At 64.1% G+C, this 18,891-nt stretch carries 17 protein-coding genes; 6 read left to right on the top strand and 11 right to left on the bottom strand.

Annotation, left to right across the window (positions count from 1 at the left end; all coding sequences use genetic code 11):
* Window positions 1–25 precede the first annotated feature (25 nt).
* From GV002_RS03500 to GV002_RS03510, 3 genes are all read right to left on the bottom strand, one after another.
* Window positions 26–1,027, bottom strand: a complete 1,002-nt coding sequence (locus GV002_RS03500; RefSeq protein WP_160017067.1) for a tripartite tricarboxylate transporter substrate binding protein — start codon at window positions 1,025–1,027, stop codon at window positions 26–28.
* Between the two features lie 67 nt (window positions 1,028–1,094).
* Entirely contained in the window at window positions 1,095–2,609 is a 1,515-nt protein-coding gene (locus tag GV002_RS03505) for a tripartite tricarboxylate transporter permease (RefSeq protein ID WP_160017068.1), read from the bottom strand.
* A gap of 13 nt (window positions 2,610–2,622) precedes the next feature.
* On the bottom strand, window positions 2,623–3,093 hold the full coding sequence (locus GV002_RS03510) for a tripartite tricarboxylate transporter TctB family protein (protein WP_160017069.1): 471 nt from the start codon (window positions 3,091–3,093) through the stop codon (window positions 2,623–2,625).
* A gap of 553 nt (window positions 3,094–3,646) precedes the next feature.
* Here GV002_RS03510 and GV002_RS03515 point away from each other — a divergent pair.
* The 6 genes from GV002_RS03515 to GV002_RS03540 all read left to right on the top strand — a co-directional run bounded on the left by GV002_RS03515 (window position 3,647) and on the right by GV002_RS03540 (window position 10,549).
* Window positions 3,647–4,423: an IclR family transcriptional regulator gene (locus tag GV002_RS03515; protein WP_160017070.1), complete on the top strand. Its 777-nt coding sequence runs from the start codon at window positions 3,647–3,649 to the stop codon at window positions 4,421–4,423.
* A 398-nt stretch (window positions 4,424–4,821) separates the two neighbouring features.
* Window positions 4,822–5,871, top strand: coding sequence for a Gfo/Idh/MocA family protein (locus GV002_RS03520; protein ID WP_160017071.1), 1,050 nt, complete (start codon window positions 4,822–4,824; stop codon window positions 5,869–5,871).
* A gap of 13 nt (window positions 5,872–5,884) precedes the next feature.
* The gene (locus tag GV002_RS03525) at window positions 5,885–6,703 is read left to right on the top strand and encodes a sugar phosphate isomerase/epimerase family protein (RefSeq protein ID WP_160017072.1); all 819 of its coding nucleotides are present in this window, start codon (window positions 5,885–5,887) and stop codon (window positions 6,701–6,703) included.
* A 105-nt stretch (window positions 6,704–6,808) separates the two neighbouring features.
* Entirely contained in the window at window positions 6,809–7,693 is an 885-nt protein-coding gene (locus GV002_RS03530; RefSeq protein WP_160017073.1) for a DMT family transporter, read from the top strand.
* Between the two features lie 190 nt (window positions 7,694–7,883).
* Window positions 7,884–9,791 (top strand): 3-dehydroshikimate dehydratase QuiC, encoded by a 1,908-nt coding sequence (quiC, locus tag GV002_RS03535; RefSeq protein WP_160017074.1) that lies wholly within the window; start codon window positions 7,884–7,886, stop codon window positions 9,789–9,791.
* 86 nt (window positions 9,792–9,877) lie between these two features.
* Entirely contained in the window at window positions 9,878–10,549 is a 672-nt protein-coding gene (locus GV002_RS03540) for a TetR/AcrR family transcriptional regulator (RefSeq protein ID WP_160017075.1), read from the top strand.
* 70 nt (window positions 10,550–10,619) lie between these two features.
* Here GV002_RS03540 and GV002_RS03545 read toward each other — a convergent pair whose 3' ends face one another.
* The 8 genes from GV002_RS03545 to GV002_RS03580 form a co-directional block, all read right to left on the bottom strand.
* Entirely contained in the window at window positions 10,620–11,471 is an 852-nt protein-coding gene (locus GV002_RS03545) for a shikimate dehydrogenase (protein ID WP_160017076.1), read from the bottom strand.
* Window positions 11,472–11,475: 4 nt separating this feature from the next.
* Window positions 11,476–11,916, bottom strand: a complete 441-nt coding sequence (gene aroQ / locus GV002_RS03550; RefSeq protein ID WP_160017077.1) for a type II 3-dehydroquinate dehydratase — start codon at window positions 11,914–11,916, stop codon at window positions 11,476–11,478.
* A gap of 204 nt (window positions 11,917–12,120) precedes the next feature.
* Complete coding sequence (locus tag GV002_RS03555; protein ID WP_160017078.1) at window positions 12,121–13,143, bottom strand: response regulator; 1,023 nt, start codon at window positions 13,141–13,143, stop codon at window positions 12,121–12,123.
* Between the two features lie 62 nt (window positions 13,144–13,205).
* Window positions 13,206–14,210, bottom strand: a complete 1,005-nt coding sequence (locus GV002_RS03560) for a chemotaxis response regulator protein-glutamate methylesterase (RefSeq protein WP_160017079.1) — start codon at window positions 14,208–14,210, stop codon at window positions 13,206–13,208.
* Window positions 14,207–16,471, bottom strand: coding sequence for a hybrid sensor histidine kinase/response regulator (locus GV002_RS03565; RefSeq protein ID WP_160017080.1), 2,265 nt, complete (start codon window positions 16,469–16,471; stop codon window positions 14,207–14,209). The genes GV002_RS03560 and GV002_RS03565 overlap by 4 nt, the downstream gene beginning before the upstream one ends.
* Entirely contained in the window at window positions 16,468–17,151 is a 684-nt protein-coding gene (locus GV002_RS03570) for a chemotaxis protein CheW (protein WP_160017081.1), read from the bottom strand. Before GV002_RS03570 ends, GV002_RS03565 begins: the two co-directional genes overlap by 4 nt.
* Complete coding sequence (locus GV002_RS03575) at window positions 17,144–18,391, bottom strand: CheR family methyltransferase (RefSeq protein WP_160017082.1); 1,248 nt, start codon at window positions 18,389–18,391, stop codon at window positions 17,144–17,146. The genes GV002_RS03570 and GV002_RS03575 overlap by 8 nt, the downstream gene beginning before the upstream one ends.
* Window positions 18,392–18,395: 4 nt before the next feature.
* Window positions 18,396–18,890 carry a chemotaxis protein CheW gene (locus tag GV002_RS03580; protein ID WP_160017083.1) on the bottom strand — a complete coding sequence of 165 codons (495 nt, stop codon included), beginning with the start codon at window positions 18,888–18,890 and terminating at the stop codon, window positions 18,396–18,398.
* Window position 18,891 lies beyond the last annotated feature (1 nt).

Consider the following 18,891-nt stretch of genomic DNA (forward strand, 5'->3'; position numbering starts at 1 on the left):
CACCGAAGGCACCCGCTGGGGAAGGTCAGGGCTTGGCGATGCCGACCGAGTCCGGGGAAATTTCGATGGCCTTGGCCTTGTACATCGACCAGGTGGTGACCGACTGCCAGCGCTTGAGGAACTCTTCAGCTTCGGCGCCGTTGAGGTTCAGGCTCTGCGCGCCGAAGTTCTTCAGGAAGCCCTGGAACTCGGGGTTGGCAACGGCCTTGGCGTAGGCGTCGACCAGCTTCTGCTTGACGTCGTCCGGGGTGTCCTTGTGCACGAAGGCGCCCCAGAACGGGCCCCACGGCAGGTACTCGGCGATGGCCGGCAGGGACTTGGTGATCGGCTCGACGCCCGGCAGTTCCGGGGTTTCCTCGGTGGCGAACACGGCCAGGGCCTTGAGCTTGCCGCTGCGTACCAGTTCGCGGGCGGCGGCCAGGCTCAGGGGCATGAAGTCGATGTGCTTGCCCATCAGTGCAGTGATGCCGGGGCCGTCGCCACCGAAGGTCACTTCACGCACTTTCAGCTCGTCCACCGCGTTGATCATCGCGCTGACGGTGCTCGGCAGGCCGCCGGCGCCGGTGGAGCCCATGCGCAGGGTGTCCGGGTTGGCCTTGGCGGCGGCCATCAGTTCGGCCATGTTGTTGAACGGCGCGTCGGCGTTGGCGGCGATCACCACCACGTTCTGGCCGATGATGTTGACCGGGTAGAAGTCGGCGTAATCGAAGTCGGCGAGTTTCAGCACTTTATAGAGCTGCGGGTTCTCGGCGCCGAGCAGGACGGTGTAGCCGTTAGGACGCTGCTGCATGACGTGGGTGCTGCCGATGACGGCGGTGCCACCCGGGCGGTTGTTGAGGATGAACTTGCCGCCCAGCTCTTTCTCCACGTACGGAGTCAGGCTGCGCATGACGTTGTCGGTGGCGCCGCCTGCACCCCAGGGAATGACCGCCTGGATGCTGCGCTCGGGGTATTCGGCGTGGGCTGGCAGGGCCATGGTGAGGGCGCTGAGTCCGAGAGCGGCGCCAGTCAGTAACGATTTGAACATGTGGAGACTCTCCATCGGTTGTTGTTGTGAGCCCCTGTCGGCCGGGGCACGCCTTGGAACCTGGGTATCAGCCGCGCGCCGAAGCGGGGCTGAGCTTGCTCTTGAGTTTCTTCAGCAGCGGGGTGTTGCCCAGCAGGATCAGCACCACCGCGGCGCTGAGGATCAGCGACAGCGGGCTGGTGACCAGCCCTTGCAGCAGCTCCACCGGGTTGTCACCGGCCGAGGACATGGCCTGGCGGTACGAGGTGTCCATCAACGGGCCGAGGATGGCGCCGAGAATGATCGGACCCATCTGGAAGCCGAAGATCTTCAGCAGATAGCCGAGCACCCCGAAACCGAGCATCCAGTACACCTCGGTCATGCTGCTGTTGATCGAGTAGGTACCGACCACGCAGAGCACGAGGATCAGTGGAATCAGCACGGCCTTGGGCATTTCCACGAACTTGGCGAAGAGCTTGATGCCCATCAGGCCGAAGATCATCAGAAACACATTGGCCAGCAGCAGGTTGCCGACGGTGAAGTAGAAGATGTGCGGGTTTTCCACCATCAGCATCGGGCCGGGGTTGAGGCCATGCACCACCAGGGCGCCGATGATCACTGCGGTGACTGCATCACCGGGCATGCCCAGGGTCAGCATCGGCACGTAGGCGCCACCGACCGCCGCGCTGTTGGCGGTTTCCGGGGCTACCAGGCCTTCGTAGGCACCCTTGCCGAACGGCCTGGACGGATTTTTCACGGTGCGCTTGGCATGGTCATAGGCCATCAGCGCCGCGATGTCGCCGCCGACGCCCGGCAGCACGCCGACGATGACACCAATGATCGAGGTGCGGATCGACAACGGGAGGAATTTCAGCACCATGGCGAAGGACGGCAGGATCTTGTCCACCTTCTGGCGGACTACCGGGCTGTCGAGGTTATGCAGTTGATAGAAGGCCTCGGCGACGCCGAACAGGCCGATCATCAGCACCACGTAGTGGATGCCGCCCATCAGTTCGACCTGGCCCAGGGTGAAACGCCCTTGCGCAGTGACCGGGTCCATACCCACCAGGCCGATCACCGCGCCCAGGCCGGCGGCGAAGATGCCTTTTGCCAGCGAGCCTTCGGCCAGGCTACCGACCAACAGCAGGCCGATGGCGGCGACCAGGAAGTAGTCGCGCGGGGCGAAGCGCAGGGCCAGTTCGCCGATCAGCGGTGCCGCGCTGGCGAGCATGATGGTGCCGACGATACCGCCGACCACCGACATCACGGTGCTCAGGCCGATGGCGCGACCGGCTTCGCCCTGTTGTGCCAGTGGGTAGCCGTCGAAGGCCGTGGCCACCGAGGAGGGCGCGCCGGGGATGTTCAGCAGGATGGCGCTGCGTGAGCCACCGTAAACGCCGCCGATGAAGATGCCGACGATCAGCGCCAGTGCATCGTTGACATCCCAGGAGAAGGTGAAGGACACCAGGATGGACACTGCCATGGTCACCGAGAGGCCCGGGATGGCGCCGATATAGATGCCGGCAAAGGTGCCCAGCGCAGTCAGCATCAGCAGCTGCGGATCACTCCAGGCCATCAGCAGGTAGGAAAGGGTATCGCTCATCTCGAGTGCCTCGTTATGGCAGGTAAACGCTGAACGCCAGGCTGAACAGCAGATAGATCAGCACCAGCAACACAGCTGCGATCAGGATGGCGTTGAGTACGCGGCCTTTGCGCAGGTAAACGATCGACAGCACCAGAAAAAGGAAGGTGCTGACGTAGAAACTGACCCACTGGATCGCCGCCAGATACGCCACGGCCAGCAGGCCGAAGACCAGTGTGCGGCGCGGGAAGTGGGTGTCGCGAAACTGCTGGAAGGCATCCAGCCAGCCGCTGCAGTCGGGTTTGGCCTTGCCGATCAGTTCGACGCCGATCTTCACTGCGGAGAAGATCATCACCAGCGCGACGCCGATGGGAAATGCCCCAGGGGAATTGATCGAGGAGAAACCGGAAATCTGGTAAGCCAGGTAGAACACCACCAGGCTCGTCAGCACCAGCAGGACACAGAAGGTGCGCTCGCCGACCAGCATCTTGTCTGTCTTGTTCATGCTATCGCTCCGACAGGGTTGGGGAGGGGGTGGGGCTGGTCAGGATTCGCACGCAGGCTGCCGTTTGGCTGTCAGCGCGCTGATCAGGCGCCGCCAGGAGACCTTGCGCATGCCCTGATGGGCAGGGGCGAGGACGGGCATGGCCAGAGTGGATAGAGAGGACCAGTCGTCGAGCAACGAGCTGGGCGCCGGACGAGGAGCGATCCTCGCTGTGGCGTGGGTGGCCGGGGCACGCAGGTGCATAGGCTGTGACATGACAATTGACCTTCTTATATTTATTGGCTGCTGAAACATTCGAAGCGTGATGCACCAGGCAGAAGATCACTTCGGTTTCAGGCGTGGTAGGAATAGTGGGCCGACCAGGCTGGCCATTTCAATTCGCTAAACGGGGTTTTGTTCGATAACCGAACAAGAACGAACCGGTTAGTACATTGTGCGTCGCGCCGGCAGTATCGCGCGTCCGTGGCCCAGCATCCAGAGGCAGGCGCCGGTCTGGCTCGCGTCACCGGACGCTTGTCTCTTAGAATCGGCGCAAATTTTTCAGGACATTCTCATGGCCGGCAGTCAGATCGAACGCGCGCTCAGCCTTCTCGAAAGCCTCACTCGCGATGCCCGTGGCATGCAGATGCAGGCCCTGGCCGATGAGCTGGATATTCCCAAGAGCGCTACGCATCGCATGCTCGCCGAGCTGATGCGTCTGGGCTATGTGCGCCAGGATGCGCTCACCAGTCGCTATCGGCTCTCGACCAAACTGGTAGCGCTGGGCTTTCGCTATCTGGCCAACAGCGGCGCCGATGTGGTGCAGCCGATTCTCGATGGTTTGGCTGAAACCAGCGGCGAGCTGGTGCGCCTGGGAGTGATCGAGGGCGAGCGCCAGACCTGGATCGCCAAGAGCCAGGGGGCTCGCTCCGGTTTGCGTTACGACCCGGACATGGGGCGTGACGCACCGCTGTTCTACACCGCTTCCGGGCATGCCTGGCTGGCCAGCATGAGCGACGCAGACGCTCTGGCGTTGGTGGCGCGGCAGGGTGTCGCCGACCCTGCCGACTTCGGCCCCAATGCGCCGCGTAACCAGCAGGAACTGCTGCAGCGCCTGGCCCTGGCGCGCCAGCAGGGATACGCCTGGGTGATGGAAAGTTCGTCGCTGGGTACCGCTGCGCTGGCCGTTGTGGTGCGTCACCCCGTCGAGGAACGGGTAATCGGCGTGCTCAGCATTGCCGGGCCCAGTGCGCGCCTGTCGCTGGCGCGTATCGAGCAACTGGCGCCTGAGCTGCTGGCCGCCGCCGACGAGCTGTCCGCCGCCAGCCCTGCTTCCGAACTGTTCGCCTGATCGATTGGAAAGCGACACGCCCACCTCATCGTAGGAGCGGCTGGGCGGCACTCCGCTTCAGCCGCGAATCAGCGTCCTTCGTGGCTCCGTCGCGCCGGCATCTGATCTGCGGGCTGATGCCGGATCCGATGCTTCCGTCGGTTCTGGTGCGCACGGCGCACCCTACGGACTGAGTCGGCACGGGCGCAATGCATCGAGTGATGCGACTCCCGGTTTGTAGGGTGCGCTGCGCGCACCGGCTTCAACTTCTTCCTCTCGCCGACTTCCGATCAAGGGCAATCCGTTAGCCCCAATTCGCGCTTGCGATTTTTATGGAACTGAGTTCTAAATTAAAAAAGAGGCGCTGCAGGACCTCCCAGGCAGCGCCCGTGCAAATACGACAAAAAGAGGATCAACGCGTGATTTCCCCCCTGCGTATTGCCCTGATCGGCGCTGGTGTCATGGGCCGTCAGCACCACCAGCACCTGCAGAATCTGGCCGAAGCGCAACTCTGTGCCATCGCCGATCCCGGCCCTCAGGCCGCCGAGTTTGCGGCGCAATGCGGCGTGCCTTTTTTCGCCGATCACCAGCAGATGCTGGAGCAGGTGCGGCCTGAAGCAGTGATCGTTGCCAACCCCAATGCGCTGCATGTCAGTACGGCGCTCGACTGCATTGCAGCGGGCGTGCCGGTGCTGCTGGAAAAACCGGTGGGCGTCCACCTGGACGAGGTACGCGAGCTGGTTGCGGCCAGCGAACGCAGTGGCGTGCCGGTGCTGGTGGGGCATCATCGCCGGCACAATCCGCTGATCGCCCGTGCCCGCGAATTGATCGAAGAGGGCGCTCTGGGCCGACTGACCACGGTGACCGCGCTGTGGCAGGTGCAGAAACCCGACAGCTACTACGACATCGCCTGGCGCCGTGAAGCCGGTGCCGGAATGCTGCTGACCAATCTGATTCATGACCTCGATCTGCTGCGACACTTGTGCGGCGAAGTGCGCCAGGTACAGGCCATTACCAGCAATGGCGTGCGCGGTTTCGCCAACGAGGACAGCGCGGCGGTGCTGCTGCAGTTCGAAGGTGGTGCGCTGGGCAGCCTGACTGGTTCTGACGCCGCCGCGGCGCCCTGGAGCTGGGAGATGACATCGGGCGAGAACCCGGTCTACCCGCGCCAGGCCGATCAGCCCTGTTATCTGCTCGCCGGTACCCGCGGCGCCCTGAGCATTCCGCAGCTCAAGCGCTGGCATTACAGCGAGGCGGGTGCCGGCTGGCACCAGCCGCTGCAGCAGGTGCAGGAGCACTTCGACGCAGGCGAGGCGCTATACCGCCAGTTGCAGCATTTTGTCCAGGTCGCCCGTGGCCAGGTTCAGCCGCTGGTCAGCGCTGCCGATGCCGGTCGCACCCTGGCGTTGGTCGAGGCCATTCGCCAGGCGGCGGAAAGCGGCCAGGCCTGCGTCCCCGAAACCCTCTGAGCAGAGAATCATCATGAGCGAACGTATTCTTTCCCTGGCCGCCCTGACCGTGCTCGAGCTGTCGCCGCCGGAAATGGTCGAGGTGGCGGCGCGCGCCGGCTATAGCCATGTTGGCTTGCGTCTGGTGCCGGCCACACCGGAGGAACATCACTTCCCGCTGGTGGCCGATGCCGGTCTGCGTACGCAGACCCTGCAGCGTTTGCGCGATACCGGCATCCAGGTCCTCGATGTGGAAATTCTGCGCCTGAAGGCGCAAACCCGCGTCAGCGACTTCGAGGCCATCCTCGCTGTAGGCGCCGAGTGCGGTGCCAGTGAACTGCTGGTGGCCGGCAATGACCCAGACGAAGCGCGGCAGACCGACAACTTCGCTGCGCTCTGTGATCTGTCCGCGCAGTACGGCCTACATCCGCACCTGGAATTCATGCCCTGGACCGACGCTCGCGACCTGACCCAGGCGGCGCGTATCGTCGCTGCGGCGGGGCGAGCCAATGGCTGCGTGCTGGTCGATGCCTTTCACTTCGACCGTTCTGGCTCGCGCCTGCAGGATCTGGCGGCCGTGCCCACCGAGCGCCTGCGCTACGCTCAGTTGTGCGACGTGGCCGGGCCTCGTCCAGATGACATGGAGGAGATCCTGCGGCAGGCGCGCAACGAACGGCGCTTCCCCGGCGACGGCGACTGCGATCTGCTCGGCTTGCTGCGAACCCTGCCGACGAACATCCCGCTGAGCCTGGAAATTCCGACCCGGCAACTGATGGAACAGGGTGTCAGCGCATTGCAGCGAGCCCGCATGGCGCTGGAGAAGACCCGGCAGTTGCTCGACCGTCAGTCGTGATGCAGTCAGCGCCTGCCGCAGTGGATGTAGGCGTTGATCCGTCGTGGTCTGTATAGTTAGTTGTCTTGCTATCTTTTTGCGGCGAGTCCGCCTTCCGGGTATTTCATGAGTCTCACTCCATTGTCCGGTGCCAATCACCCGCTCAAGGGGATCGGCCTGATGGTGCTGGCGACCTTCCTGTTCGCCAGTCACGATGCCATGTCCAAATACCTGTCGGGTTTCTATCCGATCATCCTCATCGTCTGGGCGCGCTACCTGGTGCACACCTTGCTGATGGCCGGCATCTTCCTGCCGCAATCCGGCTTGCGCGTGCTGCGTACCAAGCGGCCTGGCCTGCAGGTGCTGCGCGCGCTGTGCCTGCTGGGTGTGAGCCTGCTGTTCACCACGGGTCTGATGTTCATCCCGCTGGCCGAGGCGACCTCGGTGATCTTTCTGGCGCCGCTGCTGGTCACGGCGCTATCGGTGCCCTTGCTCGGTGAACGCGTCAGCGCGGGCCAGTGGGCTGCGGTGATCGTCGGCTTCGTCGGGGTCCTGATCATCGTGCATCCGGGCGGCAACCTGTTTACCCCGGCTGTGCTGTTGCCGCTGAGCGCGGCGTTGTGTTTCAGCTGCTATCAGATCCTCACCCGGCGTCTCAGTGAAGTGGACAGCGCGACCACCAGCAACTTCTTCGCCGGCCTGGTCAACACGCTGGTGATGAGTCTGCTGGTGCCGTTCTTCTGGCATGTGCCGAGCCTCACGCACGGTCTGATGATGCTGGCGCTGGGCGGCTGTGGCATGGCCGCGCACCTGCTGCTGACCCACGCCTTCCGCCATGCCGCGCCGGCTTTGCTGGCGCCGTTCGGCTACGTGCAGATCGTCTTCGCCGGGCTGCTGGGGCTGCTGGTGTTCCAGCACAAGCCGGATACCACGGCGATGATCGGTATTCTCATCATCTGCCTGAGTGGTTTGGCGGCTGCCTGGCAGAACCGGAAACAGCCCCGGAAGTGATGATGTTCGATTATCGAACGGAAAACTAACCAGTTCGTTCATTTTGAATTGCTGATCTCCCCGACCCTGCCAATAATCCAGGCTACGAACAATCCATGAGCGCCGACCAACCGGCCGAGTGAGGGCTCATGAGCGCGTCTCGCCTCCCTCACTTTGCCCGCCACGGCGCCGCCTCAGCCCGGAGCCGTCTATGCAGCGTTCAATTGCCACCGTTTCCCTCAGCGGTACCCTGCCCGAGAAGCTCGAAGCCATTGCTGCCGCCGGCTTCGACGGTGTGGAAATCTTCGAGAACGACCTGCTCTACTACGACGGCAGCCCCAGCGAAATTCGCAAGCGCTGCGCCGACCTGGGCATCGCCATCGCCCTGTTCCAGCCATTTCGCGACTTCGAAGGCTGCCGCCGCGACCGCCTGCAGCGCAACATCGACCGTGCCGAGCGCAAGTTCGACCTGATGCAGGAACTGGGCACCGACCTGGTGCTGGTGTGCAGCAACGTCGCTGCCGACTCGCTGGGCGACGATGAAATCCTTATCGACGACCTGCGCTTGTTGGGCGAGCGCGCAGGTGCGCGCGGCCTGCGAATTGGATACGAGGCCTTGGCCTGGGGCCGTCACGTCAATACCTACCAGCAGGTATGGAATCTGGTTCGTCAGGCCGATCACCCGGCCGTCGGGGTGATCCTCGACAGTTTCCATACGCTGTCGCTCAAGGGCGATCCCGCAGCCATCGCCGATATCCCCGGCGACAAGATCTTCTTCGTGCAGATGGCCGATGCACCGATCCTGGCCATGGACGTGCTGGAGTGGAGCCGCCATTTCCGCTGCTTCCCGGGGCAGGGCGAATTCGATCTGGCCGGTTTCCTCGCGCCGATCCTGCGTACCGGCTACCGCGGTCCGCTGTCGCTGGAAATCTTCAACGATGGTTTCCGTGCCGCGCCGCCGCGTCAGAACGCCGCCGACGGTCTGCGCTCGCTGCTCTATCTCGAGGAAAAGACCCACAAGCGCCTTGAGAAAGAGGGCCATCAGATCGAGCCGGGCGTGCTCTTCACCCCGCCTGCGGCACACCGCTACGACGGCGTGGAGTTTCTCGAGTTCGCCGTCGACGAAGCCGTCGGCGCGCGTCTATCCGGCTGGCTGGAGCGACTGGGCTTTGCCCATGCCGGCCAGCATCGCTCCAAGAGCGTCAGCCTGCTGCGTCAGGGCGATATCAATATCGTGCTCAACGCCGAGCCCTATTCCTTCGCCCACAACTTCTTCGAGTCGCACGGCCCGTCGCTGTGTGCCACCGCGCTGCGGGTGAAGGATGGCGCCGCTGCGTTGCAGCGCGCCTGCGACTATCGGGGCCAGCCCTATCGTGGCCTGGTCGGCCCCAACGAGCGGGAAGTGCCGGCAGTGCGCGCTCCCGATGGCAGCCTGATCTATCTGGTGGAGCAGGCGGGAGCAGGTCAGACCATCTATGACACTGACTTCAGCCTGAATCAGGCGGCCGAGACCAGTGGTGGCCTGCAGCGCATCGACCACATGGCGCTGGCACTGCCGGCCGAGTCGTTGGACAGTTGGGTGCTGTTCTACAAGAGCCTGCTGGATTTCGAGGCAGACGACGAAGTGGTCCTTCCAGATCCCTATGGCCTGGTGAAAAGTCGCGCGATTCGCAGCCGTTGCAGTTCGATCCGCCTGCCGCTGAACATCTCGGAGAACCGCAACACCGCCATTGCCCATGCTCTGTCCAGCTATCAGGGCTCCGGCGTGCACCACATCGCGTTTTCCTGCGAAGACATCTTCGCCGAAGTGGCGCGGGCCAAGGAAGCGGGTGTGCCGCTACTGGAAATTCCGCTGAACTACTACGATGATCTGGCCGCGCGCTTCGATTTCGACGACGAGTTCCTCAGCGAGCTGGCGTACTACAACGTGCTCTATGATCGTGATGCCCAGGGTGGCGAGTTGTTCCACGTCTACACCGAGCCGTTCGAGGAGCGCTTCTTCTTCGAAATCATTCAGCGCAAGGGCGGCTACGTGGGCTATGGCGCGGCCAACGTCGCGGTGCGTCTGGCGGCCATGGCCAAGGCGCGCAGCGGTGGCTTGAAGCGTCCGCGGTTATAAGTGGGTGCAGGTGGCAGCCTGTCCGGTTGCCGCTGCGGCCTGCCATAATCCGCTCCACCAATACCTATAAAAAAGACCATTGCCGTATGACCGAAGCCGTTGCCAACCTGACCACTCAACCTCTCGAGGTGGTGCGCAAGGTACGTAAGAACAACCCGGAAAAAACGCGCGAGAGCATTCTCCAGGCCGCCATCACGGAGTTCGTTCAGCAGGGCCTTTCCGGCGCCCGTGTGGACGCCATCGCCGAGCGTACCGCTACCTCGAAGCGGATGATCTACTACTACTTCGGCAGCAAGGAACAGCTCTATCTCGAGGTGCTGGTCAAGCTCTACGGCGATATCCGCGGCACCGAGAGTCGCCTCGATCTGGCGTCCTTGCCGCCGGTGCTGGCGATCCGTCGGCTGGTGGAGTTCACCTTCGATCACCATGACCGCAACGTCGACTTCGTGCGCATCGTCAGCATCGAGAACATCCACTACGGTGAGTACGTCAAGCAGTCGCCGGTCATCCGCCAGATGAGCAACGTGGTGCTCGATACCCTCGGCAAGACCCTGCGTCGCGGCGAGCTAGAGGGCGTGTTCCGCCCCGGTATCGATGTGCTCGATGTACACCTGCTGATCAGTTCGTTCTGTTTCTACCGGGTGTCCAACCGCCACACCTTTGGCGAGATCTTCCAGATCGATCTGCCCGACGAGCAGGTCAAGCAGCGACACAAGGCGATGATCTGCGAGGCGGTGCTGCGTTATATCCAGGGCTGAAGATCGGTGCGGATATGAAAAGGGCCCTGGCCGCGTTGTCGCTGCCAGGGCCCTTTTTGCATGAGTGTGCTCAGAAACTGGCGAAGTGCGCCTGCATGCGTTCGGCATCGGCCGGGCGGCCACTGAACAGTTCGAACGCCTTGACCGCCTGGAACACCGCCATGGTGCCGCCATCCAGCGTGCGGCAGCCAAGGGCGCGGGCGTGGCGCAGCAGTTCGGTTTCCAGCGGGAAGTAGATGATCTCGGCGACCCACAGCCCGGCATGCAGCAGCTCCACCGGCAGCGGTGTGCCCGGCAGTTTGGCCATGCCCACCGGCGTGGTGTTGACCAGTCCGTCGGCAGCGGCGACTTCACCTGTCAGGTCTTCGCCCGCGATGGCGCGCTCGGCGCCAAAGTGAGCGTTGAGATTGTCCGCCAGGACCTGGGCGCGGCCGGGCTCCACCTCGAAGATGCACAGGCGTTCGACGCCTTCGGCGAGCAGGGCATGGGCCACGGCTGCGCCGGCACCGCCTGCGCCCATCTGCACCACGCGACGGCGCGCCACGTTGGGCAGGCCACGGCGCAAGCCCTCTGCGAAGCCCAGGCAATCGGTGTTGTGGCCGACACGCTTGCCGTCCTTGAGCACCACGGTGTTCACCGCGCCAATGCCACGGGCCTCGCTCGACAGCTCGTCGAGCAGCGGGATGATCGCCTGCTTGGCCGGGAAGGTGATGTTGAGACCGGTAAAGCCCATGTGCTGCGCAGCATCGAGCAGGCTCGGCAGCGCATCGAGGTCGAGGCCCAACTGGTCGAGGTCGATCAGACGGTAGAGGTAGCGCAGCCCCTGCGCATCGCCTTCGCGTTCGTGCATGTCGGGCGTGCGGGAGGCCTGAATGCCTTTGCCGATGAGGCCGGCGAGAATGCCGCTGGTAACAGAGGACATGGTCTTAACCCTTGAGCGATTGAGCGAAGTACTGCAGGCCCAGTCGGTAACCCTGACTGCCGAGCCCACAAATGACACCGACGGCGATCGGCGAGACGAAGGAGTGATGACGGAACGGCTCACGCTTGTGCACGTTGGACAGATGCACCTCGATGACCGGCAGTTCGCTGGCCACCAGGGCATCGCGGATGGCCACCGAGGTATGGGTCCAGGCTGCCGGATTGATCAGGATGCCGGCGCAGCGCCCGCGCGCGGCATGAATCCAGTCGAGCAGTTCGCCCTCATGGTTGGTCTGGCGAAACTCGATCTTCAAGCCCTGTTCGGCGGCAGTATCGGCGCAAAGCCGGGAAATGTCGGCCAGGGTTTCATGGCCATAAGTGGCTGGTTCGCGGGTTCCGAGCAGGTTCAGATTGGGGCCATTGAGTACAAGAATGCAGGGCGTCATGGGGTATCTCTTGTTGTTGTGACGTGACTGCGAGAAAAATGTACTAACTGGTTAATTCAGTCAATTCAGTGGTCGCTGAGTAAGCATGCAAGAAAAAGCCTGGCGCCCTCGGTCAGGGCGTCAGGCTCAGTAAAATCAAGGGTTGTGGAAGATTTCGGCAAGGCCGAAGGGTGCTTGCAAAGTGGGCGATTATCGCCCGGTGCCTTAGCTGTTTTCGCCAGCCTGCGCCACCTGGTTGCGGCCGCTGTGCTTGGCCAGGTACAGGCCTTCATCGGCCTTGATCACCAGGCTTAACGGGTCATGCTCCGCTGAGGGCCGGATGGTGGCGATACCGATGCTCACACTGATCGGAGAGCCGGGCTTGGGCAGGTCGTGGGGAATGCCCAGTGCTTCGACAGCACGACGGATCTTTTCTGCCTGCAGGCGCGCGCCGCCGGCGGCGGTGCCTGGCATGATCACGGCAAATTCTTCGCCGCCGTAGCGTGCGGCCAGATCAGAGGCGCGTGTGCAACTGCCGCGCAGCGACTCACCGACGCGGCGCAACACTTCATCGCCGGCGACGTGGCCGTGCTGGTCGTTGTAGGCCTTGAAGTAGTCGACGTCGATCATCAGCAGCGACAGTTCGCTCTGATCACGCAAGGCGCGGCTCCATTCGATTTCCAGGTATTCGTCGAAGTAGCGGCGGTTGGCCAGGCCGGTGAGGCCGTCGGATTTGATCAGGCGCTGCAGCACCAGGTTGGTATCGAGCAATTGCTGCTGGCTTTCGCGCAGGGCGCGGTAAGCCTCGTCGCGCTGCAGCAGGGTCAGGTAGGAGCGCGAGTGGTAGCGGATGCGTGCGAGCAGCTCGATCACGTCCGGCAGCTTGACCAGGTAATCGTTGGCCCCGGCGGTGAAGGCGGCGCTCTTGACCTTGGGGTCTTCCTTGGTCGACAGCACGATGATCGGTACATCGCGCAAGCCGGGCGCCGCACGATACTGGGCGAGCAGTTCGAGTCCGTCGACACCAGGCATGATCAGGTCCTGCAGGATCACCGTCGGCTTGATCTGCTGGGCAACGCTCAGCGCCTGATGCGCGTCGGAGCAGAAGTGGAAGTCGATGTCGCTCTCTTCACTCAGCGCACGCCTTACGGCTTCGCCGATCATGGCCTGGTCGTCGACCAGCAGCACCATCATCGAGTAGTCGGGCAAGCCGTAATGATGATTGGAGTTCCCTTGAGGCCGTTGCATAAGTGCGTCTCCGCCTTTGTCTTCGTAGGTTGCGCGGCTGCTTTGGCCGCGAGTTGGCGTTCTCAGCCCAGGCGCTCGAGCAGGCGCGCCGCAATTTTGTGCAGAGGCAGCACTTCGGCTGCGGCGCCCAACGCCACAGCGGCCTTGGGCATGCCGTAGACGGCGCTGCTGGCCTGATCCTGGGCGATGGTATGGAAGCCGCGTTCGCGCATCAGTTTCAGGCCCCTGGCGCCATCGCGCCCCATCCCCGTCAGCAACACGCCAATTGCATCACCTCGCCAGTAGGTGGCCACGCTCTCGAAGAATACATCGATAGAGGGCCGGTAGACCTGATCGGTCGGCTCGCGTCGGTACACCAGGCGCCCCTCCGGCGCCAGGTACAGGTGATTGTTGGTGCCGGCCAGGAGCACGGTGGCCGGTTGCAGCACTTCGCCCTCTCGGGCCAGGCGCACCGGCATGTGCGATTCGCTGCCGAGCCACTGGGCCATGCCGGCCGCGAAAACTTCGTCGACATGCTGCACCAGCACGATGCTGGCGGGAAAATCCGGTGGTATCTGCCGCAGCAGCTCCACCAGCGAAGCCGGGCCGCCGGCCGATGCGCCGATGGCCACCAGGCGTTTGCCGCGGTTCTCAGTGCTGCGCACGGGTGTCGGTTTGACCGAGCGTGAGGTCTTGTGGCCGATCATCCAGGCGATGTTGTGGATCTTGCGTCTTACCGTCGCGGCATCGAGCACTTGTTGCGGGCCGAGCGACGGCGCGGCGACCACATCCAGCGCACCGGCACCCATGGCATCGAATACCCGCGACATGTTGCGTTCGACGTCCGAGGTGACGATGAGGATGGCGCAGGGCGTGTCGTGCATGATCCGCCGGGTCGCTTCCACGCCGTCCATACCGGGCATGAGCATGTCCATCAGCAGCAGGTCGGGCAGGTCGTCGCGGCAGCGGCTGACTGCCTCTTCGCCGTTGCTGGCAACCCAGATCAACTGGTATTCGGGCTCTGCCGCCAGGGCGCGGCGCAGGGCTTCGACTGCCAGGGGCATATCGTTGGCAATGGCGATCCTCATTCGCGGGCCTCACCGATCAGGGTTTGTACGGCATCCAGCAGCGCTTCGTCATGGAAGCTGGCCTTGGCCAGGTAATAATCGGCGCCGGCCTCCAGGCCGCGACGACGATCCTCTTCGCGGTCCTTGTACGACACCACCATTACTGGCAGAGAGCGTAGGCGAGGGTCCTGGCGCACGTGCGTGACCAGCTCGATGCCGTCCATGCGCGGCATGTCGATATCGGTGATCAGCAGATCGAAGGTCTCGGCGCGCAGGGCGTTCCAGCCGTCCATGCCATCCACGGCGACCGACACCTGATAGCCACGACTGAGCAGCAGCTTGCGCTCCAGTTCGCGCACGGTAAGTGAGTCATCCACCACCAGCACACGCTTGCTGACAGCCTGGCGCGCATGGCTGGCATGGTCGACGCGCTCCAGATGACCGGTGCCGAGCAATTTGCCCACCGAGTTGAGCAGGTCGTCGACGTCGAGGATCAGCACCGGCGTACCGTCGTGCAGCAGGGCGCCGGCGGCGACGTCGCGCACCTTGCCCAGGCGCCCATCGAGCGGCATCAGCACCAGGGTGAACTCGCCGAGGAAGGCTTCGACCGCCAGGCCGTGGTATTGCTCGCGGTCGCGAATCAGCACGATGGGAATGCTGTCATCGTCACCCTGTTTCTCGTTGCATTGCAGCAGCTGTGCGGCGGAGATCAGGCCGACATGCTCGTCCTCCAACCAGAAGTGCTGGCGTCCCTCGAGCTGGACGATGGCGCTGCGCGGCAGGCGCAGCATGCGTTCGATCTGCGCCAGCGGGAAGGCATAGGCCTCGCCGCCGATGGTCACCACCAGCGCGCGCACCACCGAGAGGGTCAGCGGTAGTTCGAGGTGGAACAGGCAGCCCTGATCAGGGTTCTGCAGCAGGCGCACATTGCCGCGCATGCGGCGAATCTCGTGTTGCACCACGTCGAGGCCGACACCGCGACCGGAAACCTCGGTGACCTGCTGGCTCATGCTGAAACCAGGCAGGAAGAGGAAGGCCAGCAGCTCTTCCTCGGTCATCTGCTCGACCTGCTCGGCAGTGGCGAAACGACGCTTGATCACCGCCTCGGCGACGCGCTCGAGGTCGATGCCGGCACCGTCGTCACTGACTTCCAGCACCAGCATGCCGGCATGATGACGGGCGCGCAGTTGCACCACGCCTTCTTCCGGCTTGCCCTTGCGGGCGCGCAGCGCCGGTGGCTCGATGCCGTGGTCGACGGCGTTGCGCAGCAGGTGCGTCAGGGGGGCTTCCAGGCGCTCCAGCACGTCGCGGTCGACCTGAGTGTTGTCGCCCTCGATCTCCAGACGCACCTGTTTGCCCAGCGAGCGACCCAGGTCACGCAGCATGCGCGTGTGCCCGGTCAGCACATCGGCGAACGGGCGCATGCGCGAGGCAAGTGCCAGGTCGTAAAGCTGTTGCGTGCGTTGCCCGCCGTACCAGACGAAGTCGTCGAACAGTTCCTGGTGGGCCTGCAGCTGTTGTTGGCATTCGATCAGCAGGTTGCGGCTCTCGGCGAACAGCGCCTGGGCGGAGGCGTCCAGGTCGGTCCCCAGTAGATGCTCGCGCAACGTCTCCAGGGTGCGCCGTGCCGACTCCTGCTGGCGCTTGAGGCGATGCAGCGAATCGTTCAGCGGCTTGGTGCGCTGGAACTCCACCAGCGATTTGCCGGACAGGTCGATCAGGTGGTCGAAGCGTTCGGCCGACACCCGCAATACGCGACTGATGCGTTCGTCGGCCTGCGGCTCGGCTGGCTGCGGGCTGGGCGCAATGGGCGTTTCGTGCGGGCTGGCCGGGGTGGCTTCGGCGGCAAACGGGGTGCTGTCACCAGGCTGCACGCGCAGTGTCGGCACGGCATTGCCAAGCAGCACCTGCAGGCGTGTGGTGACGGTTTCCACCCGCGCGTCCAGCTCGGCGTCCTGCTGTGCCTGGCCGATGCGCAGGAGCAGGTCGGAACCTTGCAGCAGGGCGTCGATATGATCGGGCAGCAGGCGCAGCAGGCCTTCCTGGGCGGCGACCAGCAAGTCCTCCATTGCGTGGGCGACCTGCACGCCATGGTCCAGGCCGACGATGCGTGCCGCGCCCTTGAGCGAGTGCGCGGCGCGCATGCAGGCTTCCAGCTGGCCGGCGTTGGTCGGGTCCCGTTCGAGAATCAGCAGGCCGGTGTCGAGCACCTGCTTCTGCGCCTCGGCTTCCAGCCGGAACAGGTCGAGCAGCGATGCGTCCCTCATCTGGTCCGGTGTCACGCGAGGCTCCCGATCATGGTTTGCAGCAACTGTTCGTCGTCGAGCAGGGTAATGCTCTGTTCCTGCCATTGCAGGACGCCCGCAGTGAAACGGCTGATGGCGCGCTTGTCGTCATGTTTGGCGCTGCTGATACGTGTGACAGGGATGCGCTGGATGCCGCTGACCTCATCCACCGGCGTCACCAGCGGGCCGCTGTCGCTCTCCAGTATCAGCATGCGCGGAATCACCCGTCGCTCGCCACGGCGCGCATCCTGCTGCGTGTCGAGATCGAGCAGTTCGGCCAGCGACAGGCAGGCGACCAGGGTGCCGCGTACGTTGGTCACGCCCAGCAGGCCACGGCTGTTACGGTGCGGCAGCACGTGGATCGGCGAGACCGGCATCACCTCGGCCAGGCAGCGCGTGGCGATGGCCAGCCATTGCTCGCCAAGGCGGAAGATCAGCAGTGAGCGCTGCGCGCCCTGAACTTCCTCGGTTCCGCTCTGGGCGTAGTCGTCATCGCCACGTTCCAGTGCACTGCCGTAGCGGTCGAGCAGGGCGATGGCCGCTTCGCCGTAAACTTCGCAGTTGCGGCAATGGATATGCCGCTCCAGCTGCGGGCAGCGCTTGTCGCCGAACACGCCAATGCGGTTCCAGCAGTCGTCTACGGCTGTTTGGCTGTGCAACAGATCCTGATCAGTCACGTTCGCCTACCTCGGGGTTCTGCGCGCGTCGATACAGGCGTAGGGCGCCAGTCTGATCGCCTTGCGCTTCCAGGTGCGCGGCCAGATGGGTGAGTGCCTCGCGGTGTTGCGGTTCGAGATAGATCGCCTTGCGGTAGTAGGCGCACGCCTGGTCGCCCTGACCTGCCGCGTCGCAGAGCAGACCCAGCCAGTAATAGGCTGCGGCGCTGGGGCCGTTTTGCTGCAAATGCTCTTCGCTGCGCTGGCGCGCCTCGTCGGTGCGGCCGGCGTTGGCCAGGTTGGCGACTTCGCTCCAGACATCCACTGCCTGTACGTTTGGTGCCGCTGTGTCCAGCGCTCTGCTCGCGGAGCGTGGCCTGCTTGGCTGGATGGCGCGCGTCGGTATGGCCACAGCTGGGCGCGAACGACTGGCGGGTGCCCGCGTCGGCACGCTTATGACCGGTTGGGCCGGGGCCATGCGAAAGGCAAAGGTCTGCTGGCGGCCCAGCGCCTGCAAACCGTTCTGGCTGGCCAGGCTGGCCTCGGCGGGGCCAATGAACAGTGTGCCGCCTTCCTGCAGCTGGCGCTTGAGCAGCTCCAGCACGCGCACCTGGGTCGGGCGGTCGAAGTAGATCAGCAGGTTGCGGCAGAAGATGAAATCGTGGCTGGGCTCGCCGGCGAACAGGCTGGGGTCGAGCAGGTTGCCGGTGCGCAGCTTGACGCACTTGCGTACTCGCTCGTCGAGGAGAAAGCCACCGGAGTCCTGCTCATGGAAGAAGCGATCACGAAAGGCCAGGGCATCACCGCGGAACGAGTTGCGCCCGTAGAGGCCCTTGCGAGCCTGCTCCAGCACCTTGTCGCTGACGTCCAGTGCCTCGATCTGGAACTGTTCGGCGGCAAAACCGGCATCGAGCAGGGTCATGGCGATGGAGTAGGGTTCTTCACCGCTGGAGCAGGGCAGGCTGATCAGGCGCAGCGGCCTGGCCCCATGCAATTGGGCGTGACGTTCCTGGGCCAGACTGGCCAGCGCGTTGAACGATTCCGGGTAGCGGAAGAACCAGGTTTCCGGCACCACTACGGCTTCCACCAGCGCCTGCTGCTCGCGTGGCGAGCCGCCGAGGGTGGTCCAGTAGCCTTCCAGGCTCTGCTGGCCGAGGGCGTTCATGCGCTGGCGTACGGCGCGTTCGATCACTGTGCGGCCGACCGATTCGGCTTCCAGGCCGATGCGGTTTTTCAACAGGCGTTCGATATGCTCGATCATGCCGTCAGCCCTGCTGCGTCGGTTGGAACAGCAAGGCGCGTACCTCGTCGTCGAGCAGCCCGGCGACCTCGATACGCTGGATCATGCCCCGGGCGTCGCGTTGCAGTGGCCCCAGGTAATCGGCCTGACCCGCTTCCAGGCCGCTGGCCTTGAACGCCTCGCTGGGCAGCCGCAGGGTGTCGGTGGCCTGCTCCAGGATCAGACCGAGCACCGGAGATTGCTCACCCAGCTGCATGTCGAAGCGCACCAGCACCAGCCGCGTACTGCTGCGCGGCAGGGCGGGGCGACCCAGCACGCGGCGGCTGAGATCGATCACCGGGGTCACCCGGCCGCGATGCTCGAACAGCCCGGCAACCCACTGCGGTGCTTCGGGTACCTTTTTCAGGCGGCGCAGCGGCAGCACTTCGACCACCTGGCTGGCGGGCAGGGCGTAGCGATCGTCACCGAGCTGAAACTGCAGGTGCAGTTCCCCGGCTGATGCTTTGCTGGAAGCCGGCATG

It is taken from the genome of Pseudomonas sp. 8O (assembly GCF_902506495.1).
GTDB lineage: Bacteria > Pseudomonadota > Gammaproteobacteria > Pseudomonadales > Pseudomonadaceae > Aquipseudomonas > Aquipseudomonas chaetocerotis.